Source organism: Dyadobacter alkalitolerans DSM 23607 (assembly GCF_000428845.1).
GTDB lineage: Bacteria > Bacteroidota > Bacteroidia > Cytophagales > Spirosomataceae > Dyadobacter > Dyadobacter alkalitolerans.
Window position 1 is genome coordinate 12,867 of record NZ_AUAS01000023.1, and the last position, 23,140, is coordinate 36,006.

Annotated in this window: 17 protein-coding genes and 1 rRNA gene; 11 read left to right on the forward strand and 7 right to left on the reverse strand. The window is 45.1% G+C overall.

Annotation, left to right across the window (positions count from 1 at the left end; all coding sequences use genetic code 11):
* Positions 1–90: 90 nt before the first annotated feature.
* The 6 genes from G395_RS0125265 to G395_RS0125290 all read left to right on the forward strand — a co-directional run bounded on the left by G395_RS0125265 (position 91) and on the right by G395_RS0125290 (position 6,072).
* A complete protein-coding gene (locus tag G395_RS0125265) occupies positions 91–1,842 on the forward strand; it encodes a tetratricopeptide repeat protein (RefSeq protein WP_026632592.1) in 1,752 nt (583 codons plus the stop codon).
* The gene (lolB1, locus tag G395_RS0125270) at positions 1,832–2,686 is read left to right on the forward strand and encodes a lipoprotein insertase outer membrane protein LolB1 (RefSeq protein WP_026632593.1); all 855 of its coding nucleotides are present in this window, start codon (positions 1,832–1,834) and stop codon (positions 2,684–2,686) included. Before G395_RS0125265 ends, lolB1 begins: the two co-directional genes overlap by 11 nt.
* Before the next feature lie 98 nt (positions 2,687–2,784).
* Positions 2,785–4,125 (forward strand): murein hydrolase activator EnvC family protein, encoded by a 1,341-nt coding sequence (locus tag G395_RS0125275; RefSeq protein ID WP_026632594.1) that lies wholly within the window; start codon positions 2,785–2,787, stop codon positions 4,123–4,125.
* 45 nt (positions 4,126–4,170) lie between these two features.
* Positions 4,171–4,989 (forward strand): 3-methyl-2-oxobutanoate hydroxymethyltransferase, encoded by an 819-nt coding sequence (gene panB / locus G395_RS0125280; protein WP_026632595.1) that lies wholly within the window; start codon positions 4,171–4,173, stop codon positions 4,987–4,989.
* 27 nt (positions 4,990–5,016) lie between these two features.
* The gene (locus G395_RS0125285; RefSeq protein ID WP_026632596.1) at positions 5,017–5,748 is read left to right on the forward strand and encodes an RluA family pseudouridine synthase; all 732 of its coding nucleotides are present in this window, start codon (positions 5,017–5,019) and stop codon (positions 5,746–5,748) included.
* A gap of 9 nt (positions 5,749–5,757) precedes the next feature.
* Positions 5,758–6,072, forward strand: a complete 315-nt coding sequence (locus G395_RS0125290) for a DUF6787 family protein (protein WP_026632597.1) — start codon at positions 5,758–5,760, stop codon at positions 6,070–6,072.
* A gap of 350 nt (positions 6,073–6,422) precedes the next feature.
* On the opposite strand, the gene G395_RS30425 is transcribed toward G395_RS0125290, so the two are convergent.
* From G395_RS30425 to G395_RS0125305, 3 genes are read right to left on the reverse strand one after another with little or no spacing between them, the layout of a single operon-like run.
* Entirely contained in the window at positions 6,423–8,744 is a 2,322-nt protein-coding gene (locus G395_RS30425; protein WP_169720084.1) for a CehA/McbA family metallohydrolase, read from the reverse strand.
* A gap of 13 nt (positions 8,745–8,757) precedes the next feature.
* Positions 8,758–10,185 carry a DUF5723 family protein gene (locus tag G395_RS0125300; RefSeq protein ID WP_026632598.1) on the reverse strand — a complete coding sequence of 476 codons (1,428 nt, stop codon included), beginning with the start codon at positions 10,183–10,185 and terminating at the stop codon, positions 8,758–8,760.
* Complete coding sequence (locus G395_RS0125305; protein WP_026632599.1) at positions 10,182–12,131, reverse strand: RecQ family ATP-dependent DNA helicase; 1,950 nt, start codon at positions 12,129–12,131, stop codon at positions 10,182–10,184. Before G395_RS0125305 ends, G395_RS0125300 begins: the two co-directional genes overlap by 4 nt.
* 260 nt (positions 12,132–12,391) lie before the next feature.
* On the opposite strand from G395_RS0125305, the gene G395_RS0125310 reads away from it, so the two are divergent.
* Positions 12,392–13,618: a D-alanyl-D-alanine carboxypeptidase/D-alanyl-D-alanine-endopeptidase gene (locus G395_RS0125310; RefSeq protein ID WP_229204292.1), complete on the forward strand. Its 1,227-nt coding sequence runs from the start codon at positions 12,392–12,394 to the stop codon at positions 13,616–13,618.
* Positions 13,619–13,621: 3 nt separating this feature from the next.
* Here the strand turns inward: G395_RS0125310 and G395_RS0125315 are convergent, their stop codons facing one another.
* Both G395_RS0125315 and G395_RS0125320 read right to left on the reverse strand, forming a co-directional pair.
* Complete coding sequence (locus tag G395_RS0125315; protein ID WP_026632601.1) at positions 13,622–15,322, reverse strand: hypothetical protein; 1,701 nt, start codon at positions 15,320–15,322, stop codon at positions 13,622–13,624.
* A 76-nt stretch (positions 15,323–15,398) separates the two neighbouring features.
* A complete protein-coding gene (locus G395_RS0125320) occupies positions 15,399–16,409 on the reverse strand; it encodes a toxin-antitoxin system YwqK family antitoxin (protein WP_026632602.1) in 1,011 nt (336 codons plus the stop codon).
* Positions 16,410–16,505: 96 nt separating this feature from the next.
* On the opposite strand from G395_RS0125320, the gene G395_RS0125325 reads away from it, so the two are divergent.
* Positions 16,506–17,447 (forward strand): GDP-L-fucose synthase family protein, encoded by a 942-nt coding sequence (locus tag G395_RS0125325; RefSeq protein ID WP_026632603.1) that lies wholly within the window; start codon positions 16,506–16,508, stop codon positions 17,445–17,447.
* 185 nt (positions 17,448–17,632) lie between these two features.
* On the forward strand, positions 17,633–18,106 hold the full coding sequence (locus G395_RS0125330) for an Lrp/AsnC family transcriptional regulator (protein WP_015813234.1): 474 nt from the start codon (positions 17,633–17,635) through the stop codon (positions 18,104–18,106).
* 77 nt (positions 18,107–18,183) lie between these two features.
* Here the strand turns inward: G395_RS0125330 and G395_RS0125335 are convergent, their stop codons facing one another.
* The gene (locus G395_RS0125335) at positions 18,184–19,680 is read right to left on the reverse strand and encodes a DUF4301 family protein (RefSeq protein ID WP_026632604.1); all 1,497 of its coding nucleotides are present in this window, start codon (positions 19,678–19,680) and stop codon (positions 18,184–18,186) included.
* A gap of 111 nt (positions 19,681–19,791) precedes the next feature.
* Positions 19,792–22,056: an ATP-dependent helicase gene (locus G395_RS0125340; RefSeq protein ID WP_026632605.1), complete on the reverse strand. Its 2,265-nt coding sequence runs from the start codon at positions 22,054–22,056 to the stop codon at positions 19,792–19,794.
* A gap of 188 nt (positions 22,057–22,244) precedes the next feature.
* Here G395_RS0125340 and G395_RS0125345 point away from each other — a divergent pair, with 188 nt between their 5' ends.
* Both G395_RS0125345 and G395_RS0125350 read left to right on the forward strand, forming a co-directional pair.
* Positions 22,245–22,589 (forward strand): hypothetical protein, encoded by a 345-nt coding sequence (locus tag G395_RS0125345; protein WP_026632606.1) that lies wholly within the window; start codon positions 22,245–22,247, stop codon positions 22,587–22,589.
* Between the two features lie 270 nt (positions 22,590–22,859).
* Positions 22,860–23,140, forward strand: a 16S ribosomal RNA gene (locus G395_RS0125350); the annotation flags it as partial.

Below are 23,140 nucleotides of genomic sequence, written 5' to 3' on the forward strand. Positions count from 1 at the left end.
ACGAATCATACAGACAAAAATTGGTAACTTTGATTTTTACGTGTAAATGGCTTGTCACCTCTTCGGATCTGACTTTGTTTAGATAATAATATGAGGACTGCATATATAAAATGGACCCTGCTTATCTGCCTCATTGCGAGCGTATTTGTCGCACCGGATGCGCAAGCGCAGCGGCGTGGTAAGGCACGTGAGAAAGAAGCTGAAAAACCCGAAGTAACGAGTGCCCGATTGGAGCAGGAATCGCTTGCTGCGGAAGGAATGAAGTTTATCATGAAGGATGAGCCGGATCGCGCACTTCCTATTTTTCAAAAACTCGTAGAAAGCAGTAAAAACGATCCCGCAAGTCATTATTTGCTGGCTACGGCGCTCGTAAAGCTGGAAAAGTTTGACGATGCCATTGTTTCTGCTAAAAAAGCCTACGACCTCGACAAGGAGAACATTTACTATTCTCAGCAGCTTGCAGAGCTTTACGCAAAACGCCGGAAATATTCGGAAGCTGCGGTGATTTACGAGAAGTTACTGGAAAAGAGCCCCGGTAATGTGCAATATGGTGTTGAGCTTGCGGCGGTTTATGTATTTAATGATCAGTTCGATAAGGCAATCGAAACCTATAATGTGCTGGAAAAATCGCTGGGTGTGACCGAAGAGATCACGCACCAGAAAGAACAGCTTTATCTAAGACAGAATAATCTTGAAAAAGCGCTCGCGGAAGCCAAAAAACTCATAGCCGCCGAGCCGGGTGAAGTAAGTTATCTGGTGGAATTAGCTGAAATGCTGATCGCTAACGAGCGGATCGTTGAAGCGGTGGCTCCTCTTGAAGAAGCATTGAAAGTGAACCCGGATGAGGCGCAGGCGCATGTGCTGCTGGCAGACATTTACCGTAGAAATGGCGATGTTCAAAAGTGTAACGAGGAGTTAAAACTCGTTTTTGCAAACCCTAACCTCGACGCAGACCCCAAAATTCGCGTTCTGACAGGTTATTTGACCATGCTCAAAACCGATGCCGAAATTGTGGAAGCCATTTCACTTGCCAAACAGTTATCTGAAACACACCCTAATGAATCCCGCACCAATGTGATCTATGCAGATCTGCTGATGCGCCAGAATAAAAAGGCAGAAGCACGTGATCTGTATGCCAAAGCTGCTCGAATCGATGGCTCCGTTTTTCAGGTTTGGGGCGCAGTTTTACAGCTGGATGGTGATCTGAATCAGGTAGATAGCATGCTGGTACATTCGGAAAAGGCACTTGAACTTTTTCCTAATCAAGGGATCTTCTGGTATTCCAACGGCACTGCGCAATTGGCAAAGAAAAGTTACAAGGAAGCGCTTTCTGCATTTGAAGAAAGCCTGAAACTGATCGGTGATAAGCCCGAAATGATCCCGGTTATCCACGCTCAGATGGGTGATGCTTACAATGGTTTGGGCGATCACGAGAAGTCGGATGCGGCTTATGAGCTTTCCTTAAAGGCCAATCCGAACAATGATTACGTTTTAAATAATTACAGTTATTACCTATCGCTGCGCGGTGAAAAGCTTGATCTGGCACTTAAAATGTCTGAAAAGCTGGTGCAGGAACATAAGAATAATCCAACTTACCTGGATACGCATGCATGGGTGCTATATGTCCGTAAGGATTACAAAAAAGCGAAGGAGTTTCTGGAAAGAGCAATGGTCGATACAAGCGGCGTAAGTGGCACGATTGTTGAACATTATGGAGACGTACTTTTCAAACTCGGCGAACGCGACAATGCTGTTGCGCAATGGAAAAAAGCCAGAAGTATGGGAGAGACGACCGAACTTCTTGACAAAAAAATAGCAACAGGTGCATTACATGAGCAATAAAATTACGGTGTGGGCAGTGACAATCGGGATAATCTGTTTGTCGGCCTGCCACAAGCAGCGTCTCTCCAAAAACAACAAGCCTGCACCAAGCGATTCCCTGGTTATAGCGGCCCCAAACTCAGCAGATTCATTGGCAGCTGTGCCAGCGGCAGATTCCGCTTCTGGAAGCGAGTCGGGATCGGTAAAGGTCAATTCCATTTCATTCGATTACCTGGTAGCCAAGTCAAAAGTTGATTTTAAGAGCAAATCATCTGATTTTAATAATACAAACATTAACATCCGGATGAAGAAAGACAGCATTATCTGGCTTTCCGTAACAGGTGTGGGGTTCGAAGTAGCCCGGGGGCTTATAACCCGTGATTCCATCGTTTTTATGGATAAAATTCATAAGGATTACTTCGTCTTCAATTACGAGCAGCTTAGCAAGCAATATAATTTTGACCTCAATTTTGCGCTTTTGCAGTCCGTAATCATTGGTAACCTACCCTTTCCGCAGCAGCCGGATGCGCGTTTTGTGAAGGAAAATGAGTTTTATGTACTCAAACAAATTGTTGAGCGGCTGGAAGTTGATAATTACATTGGAGAAAACAATTTGAAACTCTCCAGATTAAAAGCAACAGAAGTCCCGACACAAAATACATTTACGCTTGATTATTCAGATTTTAAAGAGGTAAAAAGCTTCCTTTTTCCTTTCACAAGCCACATTGACCTGAATGTGAAGTCGCAAAAAGACCAGCAAGTCCGTCAGACCACCATGCACATTAAGCATAGTAAGGTTGATCTGGTGACTGAAAATCCAGGATTTCCATTCAGCGTTCCGGCTTCTTATAAGCGAAAAAGGTAAAAATCAGCAGGTCATGCGGCGATCATAGGGTCAAAAACCCCAAGTCTGCTTAACTTTGCCTGCCTTTTCCAGGAGTTTTGGCCGCAAGAATTAACTGTATGCCCTTTCAAAGATTGTATTTTCGTCGTTTACTATTACTGCTAACGTTCATCTTTTGTGCGTCCCTGGGTGCTTACGCGCAGAAATCGCGTGAACAGCTCGAACGCGAGAAGAGCGAGAACCAGAGCAAGATCAGAGAAATCCAGGGCATCCTGCGCCAGACATCATCCCAGAAGAATGTCAATCTTGGCCAATTGAAAGCGCTTAATCAGCAAATTAACACTTACAAAAAGCAAATAGACCTGCTGTCGGATGATCTGGACCTCTTAAATAAAGAATTGGGCGTTCTGGAAAGAAAGCGGCAGGCGCTGGACAGCAGTCTGGCTAAATTGAAGACCGAGTATGGTCACATGATCTACGAAGCTTCCAAACGGAATGTGTATTTTAATCAATTGGTTTTTCTGTTTTCCTCGGGCACATTCAATCAGTTTGTGCTGCGCTATAAGTATTTGAAACAATATACAGAAGCGCGGCAAGGCCAGGTTAAGGAGATGGAGGTTTTGCAAGGTAAACTGATGGATGAACGCCGTCGGATTACAGCCAAGCAAAACCAGCAAAAAACGGTTTTGAATACGAGGGTTACGGAGAATACCAAGCTCGAAGGCCTGAAAACGAAACAAAACGAAGTAATCCAGGAGCTTTCCCAGAAAGAAGTAGAGTTAAGAAAGCAAATCGCTGAGAATAAGCGCGCTACGGATCTTTTGGAGGCGAATATCCGCCGCATTGCAGAACGCGAGCGACGTGAGCGTATTGAGCGCGAGCGCCGGGAACGGGAAGAAAGGGAGGCGCGAAGAAAAGCAGAGCGCGAAAGATTGGCACGTGAAAATGCCGAAAGAGAGAAGAAAGGTGAAGCGGCTGTGGCGGCAAAGCCGGAGGAAGAAGAAGCACCGATCAGTTCCGGCGGGATGAGCGAAGAGGAAACTACACTGGCATCATCGTTCACGGCATCACAAAACAGGTTGCCTTGGCCCGTGAAAGGATTCGTATCCGGGCACTTTGGCCAGCGCCCACATGCTGTTTTGAAGGGTGTAATGGTTGATAACCTGGGTGTTGACATTCAGACAACCGCTGGCGAGCCGGTACGCTCCGTTTATGACGGTGTAGTGCTTGACGTTACAGAGATGCCTGGAATGGGCAATGTGGTGGCGATTCAGCATGGTAACTACATGACTATTTATGCAAAAATGAATGGCGTTACAGTGCGGGCCGGACAAAAAGTAAAAGCCCGTGAAAACATCGGCAGGGTAGCCACCGACAGCGATGGCACATCCGAATTGCAATTCCAGATCTGGAAAAATACTTCGCGTCTCAATCCCGAAAGCTGGCTGATCCGCAGGTAGGCAAGGAATCCGGAATTTATCATTTACTCATTTTCATCCAAGATTATGTCAATCCATACTCCTGATATAAAGCGCGTTACCACCCACATCATTCAGGAAATGAAAACCCGTGGGGAGAAAATATCCTGTCTTACCGCTTACGATTATTCCATGGCAGGCATCGTAGATGCGGCTGGCGTGGAGTTGATCCTCGTAGGGGATTCGGCTTCCAATGTCATGGCGGGCCATGAAACCACATTGCCGATTACGATTGATCAGATGATATATCACGCAACGTCAGTTGTAAGGGCTGTGAAAAGGGCATTAGTTGTTGTGGATTTGCCTTTTGGATCTTATCAGGGAAACTCCCGCGAAGCATTGAATTCGGCGATACGCATTATGAAAGAGTCGGGCGCACATGCCGTGAAGTTGGAAGGAGGATTGGAGATCAAAGATTCTATCACCCGTATATTGAGCGCAGGTGTGCCCGTAATGGGGCATTTGGGCCTTACACCGCAGTCTATTTACAAGTTTGGCACTTACACCGTACGGGCTAAGCAGGAGGCGGAGGCGCAGAAACTAATCGATGATGCGCGGATGCTGGAAGAAGTGGGCTGTTTTTCAGTTGTTTTGGAAAAAATACCCTCCTCATTAACGAAACAAGTTTCCGAAACAGTTTCTATTCCAACCATTGGAATAGGAGCAGGGCCGCATGCAGACGGCCAGATCTTGGTTTTGCATGATCTTTTGGGAATCAATAAGGCATTTAAACCCAGGTTTTTACGTCGCTATGCCGATCTGAACGGCGTCATGACGGATGCAATATCAAATTATATAAAAGATGTAAAAGGCAAGTCATTCCCGAATGATCAGGAATCATACTAACCTTTTTAAAAGTAAAGCACTAATTATATGGCAAAAAGACCATTTCAAATCATATACGAAGACAATCACCTGATTATCGTCAACAAAGAACCGGGCATTCTGGTGCAAGGGGACGTGACGAGGGACAAATGTCTGCTCGATATGGTAAAAGAATATATCAAAGAAGAATATCAAAAACCGGGTGCGGTGTTCTTAGGCACGGTTCACAGGCTGGACAGGCCGGTTAGCGGGCTTGTTGTGTTTGCCAAAACTTCAAAGGCGTTGGAGCGGATGAATGAAATCTTCCGCAAACGTGATGTTCAAAAGACTTATTGGGCAGTTGTAAAGAACCGTCCGGCTGAGAAAAAGGGAAAGTTGGTACATTATCTTTCCAAAGACGAGTCCCGGAACGTGACTACGGCTTATGACTACGAGAAACCTGGAACGCAGCGTGCAGAGCTATCTTATCGCTGGTTGGGAGAGATCAATAAGTTTCATTTGCTGGAAGTAACGCCGGTTACCGGCAGGCCACATCAGATTCGCGTACAGCTGGCATCCATGAACTGCCCGATCCGGGGCGACGTGAAATACGGTTACCCGGTTGGTAATAAGGACAACAACATTAATCTGCATGCCCGCAGACTTTATTTCGAGCATCCTGTGAAAAAGGAGCCGATTATCTGCAAGGCTGGCGTCCCTAACGATCCGTTTTGGGAAGAATTTCTGACATTGGACGATGAGGAGATCAAGCCGGAGCATCTGGATTTTCTTTATGAATAAAATCAGCCAATGATTGAGAAACTGAAAGCACGTTGGAATGTTAAAAACGGTTGGGATGTGATAGTCATTCTGATCGTTTTCGCATGTACGGGGTTTTCGGTTTTATATGTGAAGCGTGGGCTGTTTTATTTGATTGGTCTTACGGAAGATTCGCCGGCGTGGCTCCGCTGGGCGGTTAATATCATCATTATCTTGCCCTTATATCAAGTCATTTTGTTGGCTTGGGGCTGGATCTGGGGAAAGTTCAGCTTCTTCTGGGAGTTTGAAAAAAGGATGTTCAGCCGGATCGGAAGCATTTTCAAAAGAAAAAATGCGCAGGAATAGTGACATCACCCATCCTATTACATCCCTGCCGGGATTAAATTAACCCACGAAATCCCTATTGCTACCAATATTACGTCGCTCCGCGACTTTCTTGCTTCAATGTACTATTTACAGGGATTGAAATGCCGGAGGCATGTAATATTGGTAGAAACATTATGCATTATATTACATCCCTGCCGGGATTAAATTAACCCACGAAATCCGTATTGCTACCAATATTATGTCGCTCTGCGACTTTTCTTGTTTCAAGAAGGAGTGCCGGAGGCATGTAATATTGGTAGAAACACGTATTTAAATGTAATGTGCAATGCCGGAGGCATGTAACAACATCCTAAACGATTTCCAGAACATTAAGGAGCCGCGATAATTGCTTGATATTTTTTCCTGGCTTCCTCATATGCCGCTTCCGCAGCCTTCTTTTCCTCTGCTCGAATGTTAGGCTCCTTCATTTTCCAGCATTGGTTCAACGTTGCCAGGCACCATTCCGCACTTTTTTTCTCGATAACCGGCTTGTTGTCGACTTTTATAAAAACCGGATTGGAATGTGAACTGGGAAAAACCCGCACAGCAGCCCAGCCTGATTTTACTGGCTTATACGAGAACTTCACATTATTTACTGTACCATCAGCATTAATTTCCGTGGTGTCAACAGCTTCTCCGTTAACGACCAGCTCCACCCGGACTTTTCTGGATTTTTCGATCCTCGCCCGTTCAATGTCCCAGTAAGGCATCAGAATAATGGACGTTTTTGCGATCGCTTCACCGGCTGCATCTTGCTTTTCAGGAAGATAAGCGGCGACATTGGCTGAAATGCTGATAACCTCATTGCGTTTGATGGCAACCTCGCTGTCACCCACACCTGACTCTTTTCCGTTAACCGAAAAGTCCATAATGTGAGATTTTCCATCCGAAACGTAACTTCTGCCGGATTTAATCGCGGCCACGTAGTTGTCGTAATTATAGGGCCCAACAGGTTTGAAATAACTCCTCGCCTGACCAACACGCGCATCTGTAATGCATGGAAAGTCGGTCTCGCCACTCAGCCGGGGCCTGAAACCGCAGTTTAATGTGTGGTAATACATGTTCAATTCCCAGGTTGCAGGCGTGTCACCGGCGCTGAAAAAGTCAACCAGATCATTGGTAACCGTAACAATGTACTCGTTAGCACCGATGCCGTCCATTTTCGGAACAACATAATTGGGCAGCTTATCCGTAGGTTCCAAAGGCTGTAAACCCCAACCGGAATGCGCATAACCCACAACGCCGCCCTGCGATTTGGCCCAGGAAAGCACGGGCGCAGTCCAGCTCGGCCATTGTTCAATGAGCGTGGTGCCTGGGTAATCATCTTCTTTAATGCGCAGCAGCACAATGTGCCCCGAGTGCGACGATGGGAACCCCGAAACCTCCACATCATTGCGCATAATGTTCTTTTTGTCCGAAAGCGGATGGTCTTTTCCCGTAAAAAATGTCTTCTGATGATACCAGCTCGGGCCCCAGGCGAGGTTAGCAGCCATATTCAGGTCTTCGCCTAGTGCCTGCCGCCACATTTCTTTGGGGTCGACGCCCTCGGTTGGACTGTCGTAATGGCTGCAACCTGCCGCGTGAATGTGATGATCGGCACTGTGCCAGCCGAGTTTTGTCATCTGTATCCAGCGTTTTAGCTCAAAAGAAACGCTTATAGAATCCTTATTTTCTGGGACAATGAGCTCTTTCGTTTGCTTAATGTACTCAGGTCCGCGCGTATAACTTACCTGGTATTTACCGGCTGGCAACATTACATGCTCGCCGTCGGCGCGGTAAATCTGGGGCTGAAAGAAAAAATCAGGATAGGTGTCATATGCGGCGACGCGCCGGGAGGGAAGCGGGTAAATGCCGGAAAATTTTCCCGAAGCGTGCGCTTGTCCGTCGGTGATAAGGAAAGATGCCATGACAGGTTTTCCGTCCGCATCTTTTACATTGAGCTTCACTTTTACAGCAGGTTTGGCATTGAAAAGAACGTGCGTCGAATTACGGAAACCAAGGTCCTGGGAACCCTGACCTACGTTATAAGCCACTTCAATATCGCGCTGGCCTGCGTCCTTGGAATAAATTTGTACAATAGCATATTCCAGCTTCAAACCGGTCAGATTTTCCTGCAATGGCGGTTTGGTATACATTTGAATGTCAGCAAACCGGTTGGCAACTTGTCCGGGCGTCAGTTCGTGCTCTTTCTTTACTTTTGGCTCGAAAGAAGGGGAATGATAGGGTTTCTGAGCATTGGGGCTTTCGGCTTGCAACCTGGCAGTAATGCCGGCGTCATTTTTTATTTTAACCAAAAAACTCGTCCAGCCGCCCTGTATCAATGTTGCCTTAGCAGCTCCCTGCAGCACTTTTACACGTCCTTCGGGGTTAATATCGACTATATTAAGACAATAGGGATCAAATATTTTCTGTATTTCTGTAACCGTTTCCTGGGTTAACGGCTTGTTGCCCAATGCATTCAGTTTCTTCGTATCATCCGCGGCTAAGGCGTTTCCCGAAAATGTAAGCGCTTCCTGCAACCGCATAGCCTGGGCCAGCAAAGGCTGCGGCTCCACACCTGTTATCTGCGGTTGCGCTGTATGGTCGTGATGTTGTGCAACCAGCAGGAATGGGAGGAATAGTTGGATGAAGAAGAGCGCCGATGTTTTCATATTATATGAAAGATCATTCCGCGTCTTTTTTCCTGTTCAATTTCCAGGCAGTGAAACCTAAATAAACCATGCTGCCCCTGGCCCCGCCTTTTTTCAACAAACCATTAACATTGCTGAATCCTAAGAAAACAGGCCCGAAATGCCCCACAGCGCCAATAGACGGCCTGTTATTTCCCTTAATAAAGGAAATGGGGAATGAAAAATCAGAATCTTCGTCCTCGAATCTGGGTGTAATCGTAAATGATTCGAGCTGGTAAGTATCCAGATATTCGCCGCTTCTGCGCTTGTATGGTTTTGTTTTGGATAAATTCAGGAAAAAACCTTTTACCAACTGAATATCTGCTTCTAAATGAAGGGCTTGCGGAAGCTGAATGTTTCTTTGGAATGTCGTGTCGTGCTCGGATGGGAAAAGCGTCATGAAACCTTCCGGTCCTTTGTCGCTTACATTCTCCAATTCTTTTTGGCCTACAACAGCCTCAGTTTCACGGCCCGAACTCACTTTGCTGCGGTTGGTTTTATAACGGATGGAGCCCACATCCGTCAATGATCCCGAAAGTCTTACCAGATATTCCGGGCTTTCGTCAAACACTTCTTTTGATTTATTCCAATAAGCCCCAAGCTCATAAGAAAAGCCCAGATCATAACCCCATCCCGAGCCATACTGATCCGAATTGAAGAGATTGGAAATGCGCATTTTCTTATTAGGGTTGCTGTAACCGCTTTCATAGGCGAAATTCCGGACAACCAGCTCACTTGTCTCATCCGCGTCGGCCAGCGGACGAATGCTGTAACGATCGGCCGAGCCATTCAAATAGCCGATCCTGGCTCCAAAAACACGTTTTCCGGTTACACCAATACGCAGTTTGTGCGCGTCAAGATCCAGTAATTGCACGCCATAGGAAATACTTACATCCGAAAAGCTTTGCTGAACCAGATTAAAATCTCCCCACGGCTGGTCTGTCGGCGGTGTGCTGCCGGTGTCAAGCCGGTGAAAATATAATGTCTGGATCGGGTCGGGGAGGTTTTTTCCTTGTACAAATCCTCTTGTCCTGAATTGTAATGCAAGCCCCTGATATTTGCCAATGGCGATCATTGCGGAAGGCCAGCGGATTTCACTGAATGTATAAATCGGGTCGTCATGGAGGAGGGAACCGGTTGTCCGGGAGCGGCCGTATAGTTCTTTCGTCGAATGTGGAATCAGCAACGGATACAACAGGGAATTTTCACCGACGAAATTGAAATACCGGTAATTAATGCTTCCTCCTAATGTTCCAATGTTGATCTGCCATTTGTGTTTGGGCCCGCCCAGGACTGCGGGATTGCGCGTGGCCCTGTACAAGCCGCCGTAATTGCTTAATTCAAGACCTGGAATTTGCTGAGCGTAAGTCGCTTGTGATAAAATGCAAAGGAATAGTGCGAAAGTAAGGACTGTTTTTTTCAATGTTGAGTTTTGTTAGTCAAGGAAAGCTTCCCGGCATCATCATACCGGATCGTTTCCTCTTTGATCAATTGTTGTAATGTCTGTAAAAATTCCTTTTCGGGAATGTCTTCAAATGCTATGCCTAGCTCATTGGGCGTTACCGGGCCATTTTGTGCCAAAAAATTGGTTACCGTAGTTTCCAGTCCGGGGTTTTGAGCCAGTTCGTTTTTCTTGTTTTGAATGCAAATGTCACAAACTCCACATGCTTCCGCATCAAATTCATTGAAATATTCTAATAAAAGCAAAGTCCGGCAAATGCGGGTGTGGGATGCATAATGTGCAACAGCGCGCGCCTTTTTAATGTCCCGTTCTTTTTTCTTATTTATTTCAAAAACATTAAGCGGTAATAATGTTGCGTCATACCGGGGCGTCAGTAAAGTGAGTTGCGGTTTGCTTTTCCGGGGTTCGTAGTCAATGATTTCCCGTTCATGCATGAATTTCAATTTCTTAACAACTTCATTTTCCGGCGCGAAATATACCTGGCCCAGCTCGTTTTCCGAGATCCGCACATATTCCGTAAACAGTTCCCCGCCATACATCCTCAGAATTACCTTGATAAACGAATCCATTTCCTGGTAACGTATCTGAAAATCGTATAATTGGCGATTATCGACGAGAAAATGAATTTTTGACGCGTCATTAAAACTTTCGCTCAGTTGCAGGAAACCTTCTTCTTCGAGCAGTTTTAAGGCATAATGAGTTTCATTTACGGCAAGGCCAAAAATTCCGGTAAACTCCTGTATATCAAAATCAAAACTGGCAAATTCACCTCCTCCGACAGCAAGTTTATAATAATTGGCGAGCGCCTGATAAACCCTTTTCAGGACTTCTATCGGCGGGTATTTCCTTTCTACACTTTCAGAAAGCTCTTCCAGGTCGATCTTCGTAAACAATGCGACAGCGTAGGCTTTTTGCTCGTCGCGGCCTGCACGCCCAGCTTCCTGATAATAGGCTTCGAGGTTATCCGGCAGATCAAAATGAACCACTGCGCGCACATCCGGCTTGTCAATGCCCATGCCGAATGCATTGGTAGCAACCACAACCCTGACCTGGTTTTTGATCCAGGCCGTCTGACGGTCGCTTCGCTCGCGGAAGGGCAGCCCTGCATGGTAATTCTGTGCGCTAATGCCTTGTCTGTTAAGCCAATCGGCCAGTTCCTTCGTGCGCTTTCGCGTCCGTACATATACAATGGCTGTTCCGGCTACGTTTTTCAGGATTTGCAGCAGTTTGCGCTCTTTATTTTCCTCGGAAAAGGCTGAGTAAGAGAGATTTGCCCGGGCGAAAGATTGTTTGAAAACCCGCGCATTACGCATTTCAAGTTTTTCGAGAATGTCGGCCCTTACTTCTTCGGTCGCAGTTGCAGTAAGCGCCATTACGGGAACATCCTGACGTTTTCCAGCGGGCGATGGGACTCCGGCGATTATTTTCCGGAAATCTGAAATTAAAAGGTAGGCCGGCCGGAAGTCATAACCCCAGGCAGAAATGCAATGTGCCTCATCAATGGCAAGCAGGCAAACATTCATTTGTTTCACCCTGGCAACCATAATGTCGGTCCGTAACCTTTCGGGAGAGACGTATAAAAATTTTGTATTACCGTGTATGCAATTGTCGAGCGTTATATCGATCTCATTCTTGCTCATGCCGGAATGTATTGCCGCCGCAGAAATGGACCGGCGTTTCAACTGCTCCACCTGATCTTTCATCAATGCGATCAGCGGCGTAACCACAATGCAAACGCCTTCCATTGCAAGCACGGGCACCTGAAAACACACAGACTTGCCACCGCCAGTCGGGAGCAGAACCAGCGTATCGATGCCATCAAGAACTGTTTTGATCGCATCCTCCTGGAAAGGGCGGAAGGTGTCGTAACCCCAGTATTGCTTCAGGATAGCATGAAGATCGGTCATCAGGGGTCTTGTCCTAGTGCGTAATGAATAAAATACAAAGTAAGGTCATAATGTTCGTTTTAGTAAAGAATTGCGCAATTGCATACGATAAAATTGTAAATTCCATTCAAATTCACACGTCATCCATAATTTCAGGTAACATTTCCATGCGCACACTTATCTTCTTTGTTAGTGTTTTAATGCTTTCAGGTTGCTCGGTATCCCATTATTTAAAACGAGAATTAAAAAATTCTCCGGTCCTCAGTAAGCAGCATACGGGCGTGTCAATCCAAAAATTGGGAGAGGAAAAAGAACTTGCGGCTTACCAGAGCAACAAATATTATAATCCCGCATCCAATACCAAATTATTCAGCTACTATGCAGGCCTGTGTGCCCTTGGCGATTCGATTCCAGGCCTGGAATATCTCGAATGGGGCGAGTTACTACTCATTCGCGGCACAGGCGATCCCTCACTTTTACATCCGGATTTACCAAAGAGCAAGGTTTTTGAATTTTTGAAAAACCGAAAAGAAGCGATCTTTTTCACGCCATATAATTTTGAAAACAAGCGCTACGGCTCGGGCTGGGCGTGGAGCGACTACAATGATTACTATCAGCCGGAAATTTCGCCTTTGCCGGTTTATGGCAACATTGCCCGCTTTTCCGCAAATATAGCAACGGATAATGTGGCCAAAGAAGACGAATTGGACGATGCGGCTCCCGGCGCTCCGGAAAAGGCTTCCAGGAGTTTTCAGGTTTCGCCCGCATTCTGGGATAAAGCAATGGTTTTGGATACAGCGGCTTCCGGCATTGAGCGCGACGAAATGCAGAACCTGTTCCGTCATTCCAAACTGGGTGTGCCGCAGGGCCTTATCCAGGATGTTCCGGTGCGGATGACCGACGCGATCACGGTCCAGTTGCTTAGCGATACATTGAAAAAGGAGATCAAACTGATCAACATTCCACTGGAAATGGAACTGCAAAAGGTGAACAGCATTCCTTCCGATTCACTTTACAAAAGAATGATGCAGGTGAGCGATAACATGCTGGCAGAGCAACTGATGCTCCTTTACGCATCGGTTAATGGCCTTCCGCTGAATACGGAGAAGGCCATAGCACACGCCATTGAGCATCATATGAGTGATTTACCGGATAAGTTGGTCTGGAAGGATGGCTCAGGATTAAGCCGTTATAACCTTTTTACACCGAGAACGATTTCTGCATTGCTTCAAAAAATCCATCAGAAAGTGCCGCAGGAAAGGCTGTTTCAGATCCTGTCGTCGGGTGGCAGATCGGGAACATTGAGTAACCAGTTCAAAGGGAAGAAACCATTTGTTTTTGCCAAAACCGGAAGTTTTAGTAACAATTATAACATTAGCGGTTATCTGATCACCAAGAAGGGCAAAACGTTGGTTTTCAGCTTCATGAATAACAATTTCACACGTCCCGGCAGTGAAGTCAGGAAAGAAGTAGAACGCATCCTGACTGGCTTACATGAGAAATTTTAAGAGCTAATCAACCTCATTCCAGGTCTTACCAGTGCAGTATATCTTATTTTGACCGTTTTTCCGGATCATTAAGAAGATCGAATAATTCCCCGGTTCAATGGTTGCCCTGTGAAAATTGGCAAAAGCACCTTTATTAAAATACATTCCCCGGCGAATGGTCGTTCGCAAAGGCACAGCGGATTGATTGGGCGGCGTAGTATAAACGTGGTCTTTTGATTTCAAAATTACATAAGCAGCATCCGTATAATCTTTCACCGGTTTGAAAAAATCCTGTTCAAAATTAATTGCCAGATAATCGCCGGATTGGGCGATCAAATCAGGCGTATATATGCTGTCGCAAGCCATTGCCGCGAGATCTGCCTTTGGATTCCAGCCTTCTGCCAGCGGGTCAGCGGAGTTATAGTATGCTCTGATTTTCTCAAAATGGTTTTGATCCATTGAAAACATGCGGATTCCAAGCCAATCGGCATTATAACGTGCATTGAATTCCTGGGTGACGGCCGAACGGCGGTAATTAACAGCTTCTGCAAAGTTGCCATGGAGTATCACAATGTTTAAGACAATGGCCGATATAAGGAAAATTGGCGATAAGCGCAGCCTCGTGTGATGACTTTTCAAGCTCAGAAAGGCAAAGTACAATGCAATGCAGCACATGGTGGAATACATCCGGTAACGTCCTTTGAACATGCCCGCAAATGTATCCGTAGGAATGCGTTTATAGGTTAACGCAAGCGTGGTAATGCCGATGAAGATAAGGATAGCGAGCGCAAAGATGGCTGTGCGGTTGGTATATTTTGATTTCAGCCAGGCAGCATTCCAAAGGGGTAAAATCTGTTTTTGATATAAAAAAATGAATGCGATCACCAGCAACATTCCGAATGCGGAGGCGATATACATGGCTGATAAGGGAATGCTGTAAGCGCTTACAGTTGCAATGGAGCCAATAAATCCGAACAATCCGAAAAAGCCTTCTTTGACTTGTTGCGGATCAGAAAAGCTAAGGTTTTGGGTAATGGGCGTAAAGTCGAGGAAGTAAATGAGCGCGACAAATGCGGTAAAAAGCACGGTTGTGAAAAACTGATTCCGGCGTCCTGTGATCAGGAACATAAGCGCGATAACAGGAAAGACCATCAAGCCATTACCATAGGTAAAAGTGGCAGCGAGGGCGAAAATTAAGCTGACAAAAACCCTTTTGGGATGATAAGCAGCAAAATAAAGTGCTGACAGCACAAATAGGATCACCCCGAAGTTGCACAGCGAGCTGACGCCCCAAAAAATATTTTCGTACGATTGAATGTTAAACCAAAGCCACATGACCGGCACAAAATACCAGATTGACAGGTGCAGCTTTTGAAATGCTTTATAAAAAATAAATGCGCACAATCCCCAGCAAATGTTGGCCACAATCATCAGCCAGACGAGGTTAACATGGCCAAAAAGGTCGTAAAAAAGAAGGATTACCGACCGCGAGAAAACGAGGCGGTGCTCGGGAAATAATGTGGTCAGCAACTGCCAGCGCTCAGGCCATGTCGCTTTTTCGAACTCAGGAATAATGCCGAAAACAAGGATATCGTCGAAGGCTACGTAATTGACATTCAGTGCAATAGATTGGAATACCCAGATATAAATGATAATGGGGGCAATACACAGCAAAAATGCCAGCCAGATCTTATTCCGGACAAAGCCTAGGAGAGTCAAAAACATATTTCAATTCATTCATGCCGGGAAATCCGGCATGCTAATTAAGCAGGTGATTGAGGATTTTCAACCATTCGGGGCTTTAATTTTCCGTTTCCTCTTCTGTTGAGGCACGCGGATCCTTGGTGTAATCGTAAAGAAGTTTGCCTTTTTCATCCCATTCCCGCAGCACAAATGGCTCAAATTCTTCGTCCCAGCCCGATTTTGGATATTGAATTTCTTTTTTGCGCTGGCGTTTGAACTGATAGTATTCTACCCAGCGGCCAATCTTCGCGCCGCCATCGTATTTGCCGCTTACTGCCAGCTGACCTTCTTTATAAAATTGTAAATACTCGCCCTCAACCTGTCCGAACATGACCGGTAACACTTCTTTAATCTGGCTGTGGGCCGAGTCATAGTAAGTGATTTGCGATTCGGCAGGGAAGCCGCGCTCCCAGACAGACTTGTCGATCAGATTAAACTTTGTATCGTACTTAACCCATCGGCCATCTTTCACGCCCATGTAGTAAAAACCTTCCTCGATCAGGTTTTCGCCGCTGTATTTCTTGTAAGAGCCGTGAAGTGGCAATGCTTGTTCCTTATCCTTAATGAGCGCAGAGCTTAACTTCTTGCCTTTCTTGTCATACCAGCGTGTATTGGCGCCCATGACATACTGATTTAAGGGTTTGTATTCCTTCAAAACATGAAAATATTCAACCGTTGCGCGGTCGCCACTTCCATATTTGACAGACATACTTTGCATAGAAATGCCTTCATATTGCACCTTGGCAAGCTTGGCTTTCTCTTTTTTGCTCTTGCGATCCTTCTTCTGGCTTTTATACTCTTTAACTTTCAAACCAAGGTCCGGAATAGTCTCGCCAAATAATGTTGTCAGGCTCGTAGGCTTTCCATTGGCACCGGGCACTGACGTGCCCATTACAGGATCCAGGCCAGAAACAAAGGATTTAAGTCCTTTGGAGCGGTTAACCGTATCTTTTTTGACCGTTTCTTTCGGCAGCCAGGCAGGTGTCTCTTTGCTTTGTTCCGATTGCCCCGATGCCGTTTCTGCCATTATAAGAGCGAAAAAGCACCATAAAAGAATGATTCTTTGCATGTGTATTGAATTTTTCTTCAGAGCAAGATTGTTACTTTTGTAACGAATTGATTATTTCTATATTGATTATCAACGCACAAATTTAAAAAAAACGCAGTGGAAAAAAGTGCTAAAATTTATATCGCCGGACATCGTGGAATGGTTGGCTCTGCCATTCATCGGAAATTAGTGAAAGAAGGGTTTGATAATTTCCTGCTTAGGACCTCTTCTGAGCTGGATCTGCGTGATCAAAGTGCAGTAAGAAACTTTTTTGAAGCTGAGCGCCCGGAGTATATTTTTTTAGCAGCAGCGAAAGTAGGCGGCATTATGGCCAATAACATTTACAGGGCCGAATTTTTGCACGATAACTTATTGATCCAGAATAATGTCATCGACAGTGCTTATCGTACGGATGCCAAAAAGCTGATGTTCCTGGGTTCCAGCTGTATTTATCCAAAACTGGCTCCGCAACCGCTTCACGAAGATTCGCTGCTAACCGGACTTTTGGAACCAACCAACGAACCTTACGCCATTGCGAAGATTACCGGAATAAAAATGTGTGAAGCATACCGCGCACAATACGGCTGCAATTTCATCTCCGTTATGCCGACAAACCTTTACGGCCCCAACGATAATTACGATCTGAACAATTCACACGTGCTTCCTGCCATGATCCGCAAATTCCATGAGGCAAAGGAAGAAAATAAGCCATTTGTTGAGCTATGGGGCACAGGATCTCCGTTAAGGGAGTTTCTGCACGCTGATGACCTTGCAGATGCGTGTTATTTCCTGATGCAAAACTACGATGAACCGGGTTTCCTGAATGTTGGAGTGGGTGCAGATGTGTCCATCAAGACGCTTGCAGAAATGATCCAGCGTGTAACTGGGTATACCGGAGACATTTATTGGAACACCGACAAACCCGACGGAACGCCGCGTAAACTAATGGATGTGAGCAAACTGCACGCGCTTGGCTGGAAACACCGCGTGGAATTGGAGGATGGAATAGCGGTTACTTACCAGGATTTTCTGCAGAAGATCGAAACTTACACAGTGTAAACCAATTGCATACGAGAAGTTACAATTGGTAAAAGCCTAATATTTCAAAACTAAATTCTGTTTTTGCCTACGATAATTCTATTTTTTGACAAATTTTCAGTATATAATTGTAAGATTCTTCGGGAAACTAATTAGTTTTGCAGCGTCCTAAAAAAGGGGCAATATAAAACCTTAGTCATAGAGAAATGTCGGCCATTATTAAGTTAGACCAGATAGACCGTAAAGTACTGGAGATCTTACAAACGAACGCAAAAATCACTAACGCACAATTGTCCAAGGAAATAGGCCTGTCGCCTGCACCTACTTTGGAGCGTGTCAAAAAATTAGAGCAATCGGGAATTATCAAAAGCTATCATGCACAACTGGAGCCGGAGAAAGTAGGCTTGGGCGTTAGCACATTTGTACAAATTTCCCTGGTTGGACACAGGAAGGCGGTAACAGAGTCTTTTGTCGAAAAGATACACGCAATTCCGGAAGTTATTGAATGCCACCACATTACCGGAACAGGAGATTTTCTTCTTCGGGTAATTTCCAAAGACATCAGCACATATCAGAAGTTGATGCTTGAAAAAATAAATGAAATTGAGGAAGTTGCCAGCACACAAACGATGGTTATTCTTTCGACATTTAAAGAAAGCAAAGTATTGCCGATCCCTTGATGGGTTTTGCATAGTCACCAAATAAAAAACGCCAGATTTTAAAGTCTGGCGTTTTTTATTTGGTATATAAATGAGTTCTACTGGTGTTGCTCACGCAGCAAATCATTCACCGTTTTTACCGGATTAAATGTGATCAAGGGCACTTCCACGAACAATGTGTTCCAATCTGCCATGGCGCCGTTCCATAGTCCTGGCAATTCCTGCGCTTTCAGCTCCTTACCATCTTTCGATTTTCCGGTAATGAAACCCGTTAAGGGATCACGGAATTTTTTCAGATCATACAATTCGCCTTTGCTATTCTTCACCGCGCATACCAGATCCACTGGATTAAAGTGCGTTGAATTCTTGAAAATGCTGTTTTGCGATTCGTTATCCACATCCACCTGCGCTGATTCTACAATCTGCAATGAGGACGAACCGTCCGCATTCTCAGCCCAAAACGGACCGCCGCCCGGTTCTCCCTGATTTTTCACCATTCCGCAAGCACGCAATGGCCTATCCAATTTTGTCTGAAAATAAATGGCTTTCTGATCATCCGACCATGAATCGAAGTCAGCCGGAGGCACTACGCAAAGTTCTGTCCTGAAAAAACCGTCCAATTCGCCTAGTAAGGCTGGGTTAGCCTGATTTTTCAGTTTTTCAAAATAAGCGAAAATGCGTTTTTGATAACTTAATACAATGCCGGCCAGCGCTTTCTTATAAGTAATGGTGTCCTGTTTAATTCTGTCAGGAACCACATTATCAATGTTTTTGATAAAAATAATGTCCGCATCCAGCTGTCCGAGATTATCCAGCAATGCGCCGTGACCTGCCGGGCGGAACAATAGACTGTCGTCCTTTTCACGGAAAGGCGTGTTGTCCAGGTTAACCGCAATGGTATCCGTTGAGCTTTGCTGTTCGGAGAACGAAACAATGTAACGTACGCCAAACTCACTCTGGTAAGTTGGCAGCACTTCTACCACCAGTTTTTCAAACTTGTCACGGTGTTCCGGCGAAACCGTAAAATGGATCTGTACATTGCTTCCGGCGTTGGCGTATTTCGCACCTTCTACCAAATGTTCTTCCAATGGTGTCCTGGAACGCTCTGCGTAATTATGGAATTTCAGCAAACCTTTTGGCAGCTCACCATAACCTAACCCTTTGTTAGTAAGGAAGTAAGATGCAATGGTTTTTTCATCCGCCATCTCAATGTCGTTTCCGTCGGCAGCCAGGGATGTTTTCAAATCCTCATAGAATGCGAAGTCTTTCAATTTGGTAAAAAACTCTTCAACAGATTTGTCTTTTTTATCATCCTGCAAAAACCCGAAAAGGGATTTGAACATTCTCGTAGCAGCACCGGAGGCAGGAACAAACTTCAAGAGTGCAATTTCACCCTCAGAAGCACTTTTATCAAATTCACTGATTACGGTTGCAATTTGGTCGTCGGTCAGGCGAATAATGCCGTCGCCGACGGTGGCAGCTTTTGAAAGTTGAAGGAAGGGGAATCCGTTTACAAAATAATTGACTTGTTCTTCTACTGTGGCAATATCGCTTCCGCGTTCTTGTATTTGTATAATGTCTTTTTCAATAAACATATTCATGTTGTTTAATGGTGAAGTTTTAGGGTATTTTTAGTTTAAGAAGTGTAGTGAGGATCGATAAACATTAAAGCTTTCGACAAACGTACTATAACCATGCTAAGCGATTTATTTCAAAATTCGGAGCTTGGCAAAGCTTAACAGCAAAGTTTTCTCTCCGACAAGATTAAAATTAACGGTTGCTTTGCGGTCTGTGCCGTTGACATCCATTTTGGTAACCTCGCCGAATCCGAATTTTAAATGCTCAACCTTATCGCCTTCTTTAAGGTCAAAGGTGTCGCTCGGGACAAAGTCATCGGACGGCTTGTGCGAAACGGCTGTGCCGGATGGGGTTGGTGCAGGTTTTCTTTGGGTTAAATTCCGCGCAAAGGACGTTACGGGACTCACGCTATCCCTTGTAGGCGCTCCGTGCAGCATATTGGAGACATTCAGGAAATGCGGATCAACTTCCAGGAGGAAACGGCTAGGCTCACACATTTTCAATCGTCCCCATTGGTAACGGCTTTCTGCATAGGAGAAGGAAAGTTTCTTCTCGGCGCGGGTAATGGCCACGTAAAACAACCTTCTTTCTTCTTCCAGATCCTGACGACTTTCGAGCATCATCTGGCTTGGGAAAAGGTCTTCTTCCAAACCTACAATAAATACATTCCGAAATTCCAGGCCTTTCGCAGAGTGAATGGTCATCATCGTAACCCGGTCATTATCATTGTTGTCATCCGGTTCGTCGGCGTTCGTCAATAAGGAAACGGATTGGAGAAATGCACTTAATGTTTTGTCTTCTGTTTCTTCATTATCAACAAATTCCTTGATCCCGTTCAACAACTCCTGGACGTTTTCATAGCGAGAAAGTCCTTCTACTGTTTTGTCTTCATATAATTCCCGCAAGATCCCGGAAACCTTGGCAATGTGCGCCGAAACCTCGTAAGCGTCCTTGCCTTCCTCGACCATGATTTTAAAACTTTTGATCAAAGTCGCAAACTGCTCGATCGGCGTAATTGTCCTTCCACTGGCATATTTGCCGATGTTAGCAACCACTTCCCAGATCGCAATTCCGTTTTCAGAGGCTGCAACCGCGATTTTTGCCACTGTTCCGTCGCCTATGCCCCTTTTAGGAAGGTTAATGATGCGTTTGAATGCTTCTTCGTCGCGCTGGTTAACCGTAAACCGCAGGTAAGCAAGCAAGTCCTTGATCTCTTTTCTTTGATAAAAAGACTGGCCACCAATGATCCGATATTTTATGCCAAGCTTACGGAGCGCTTCTTCAAAAGACCTGGACTGTGCATTGGTCCTATATAGGATAGCAAAATTCTCATTTCGCAGCGCTTTCGACATTTTTTCTTCAAAGATCGCCGTTGCCACCAGGCGGCCTTCCTCGTTGTCCGATCCTGCTTTTATTACATCTATTAATGAACCTTCTTCATTATCTGTAAATGTCCTTTTTTCCAGCTGGGCCTTATTACGGGCGATCACCGAGTTCGCGGCATTAACAATTGTGCTGGTTGACCTGTAATTCTGTTCCAGTTTGATAACTCTTACATCCGGAAAGTCCTTTTCGAAGTTGAGGATGTTTTCAATGTTAGCGCCACGGAACGCGTAAATGCTTTGCGCATCGTCACCTACCACCACGATGTTCCTGTGAACAGCCGAAAGTTTCCGGGTGATCAGATACTGCGAAACGTTCGTATCCTGAAACTCATCCACCATCACGTGCTGGAATTTGTGCTGATACTTATATAGTACATCCGGGAAGTCGCGGAAAAGGACATTGGTATTAAAAAGCAGATCATCAAAGTCCATCGCATTCGCCTGAAAGCAGCGCATAACATATGTTTTATACAACCTGCCGATCTCCTTCATCTTAGCAGCGTCGTCGTCCGCCTGGATTGCAGGATTGGCCAGATAGTCATCTGCTGAAACAAGCCTGTTTTTAGCGCCGGAAATCCGGTTAAAGACAACATTGGCCTTATAAACCTTATCGTCGAGGTTGTATTCCTTTATAATGCTCCGCAAAAGTGACTTGGAATCATCTGTGTCGTAGATCGAAAAGTCACTTGTATAACCCAGATAACGCGCCTCTATCCGGAGTATTTTTGCAAAAACGGAGTGAAATGTGCCCATCCAGATGTTTCTCGCCTCTGTCCCAACCGCATCTTCGATCCGGTGACGCATTTCTCCCGAAGCCTTATTGGTAAAGGTCAGGGAAAGAATACGGAATGGATCAACGCCGTTTTCGATCAGATGCGCAATACGATAAGTAAGGACCCTCGTTTTCCCCGAACCCGCACCCGCTATGATCATTAAAGGTCCATCACCATGCAAAACGGCCTCTCGCTGAGGTTCGTTAAGCGTTGACAAATATTCGTTATGATTCAAAATATTATGCTTATCCAATTTATCAATCTAATTACAGCAAAAACCAAAGTTAGGAAAAACCATCAAAAGCATTCTTCCAATGTTTGTTTCAGATGCTCCGAAAGAGGCTTTCTAAAATTGTATTGTATACTGAGAACGTCAAAGTAGATTTGACGGTTTATTTCTGACAGACAATTGTAACATTATATATGAATATCGAAGATCAGCCTCTTGAAATGCAATGGGAACATTTGCTGGACCAGCTTGAACAATTAATAGGAAAGAAGCCGGGGGATCTCAATGGCGTTTTGTTTTTGATAGGGGTTCAGGAATTGGGAAAGGGTGCAAAAAGGTTTACAAAAGAACAAAAGCAGGATTTAATGCATATAGGAATATGTAAAGTGCTAAGCTTATCGTCCTACTACACATTAGAGCATATAGATAAGGAAGGCTGGCCGCACTACAAGTTGGAGCGCGCGCTGCCTGTGGGTGACATTTTGAAGCAGGAAGCGCTTTTGAAGATGCATGTTATTGAGTATTTCAAAAATATTTAAAAAAACTTTTAAGCGGTCAGTTCTGATTATGAAGCGGTTATAAAAAAGCGCAAAAAAAGTTGATAAATATTTGTGTCTTGTACTTGCGTATTAAAAATAAAGCCTGCACTTTTGCACTCCCAATCGGGAACAACGGTCTTGCAGACGGCGAGACAACAAGTTCTGAGAGAGTTCAGAGCAACGTTCTTTGACATGATGAAGAGAGCAAAAAGAAAGTTCGTTTAAGAAGATTCGGTCCTCCCCTAAGAAAAAGAGATCACAACAAAATTTACAATGGAGAGTTTGATCCTGGCTCAGGATGAACGCTAGCGGCAGGCTTAATACATGCAAGGCGAGGGGGCAGCAATGTCACCGTCGTACGGGTGCGTAACGCGTATGCAACCTACCTTCAACTGGGGGATAGCCCGGGGAAACCCGGATTAATACCGCATAACACATTTATATCACCTGATATTTATTGTTAAAGATTTATTGGTTGAAGATGGGCATGCGTTCGATTAGCTAGTTGGTGCAGGTAACGGCTCACCAAGGCGACGATCGATAGGGGAGCT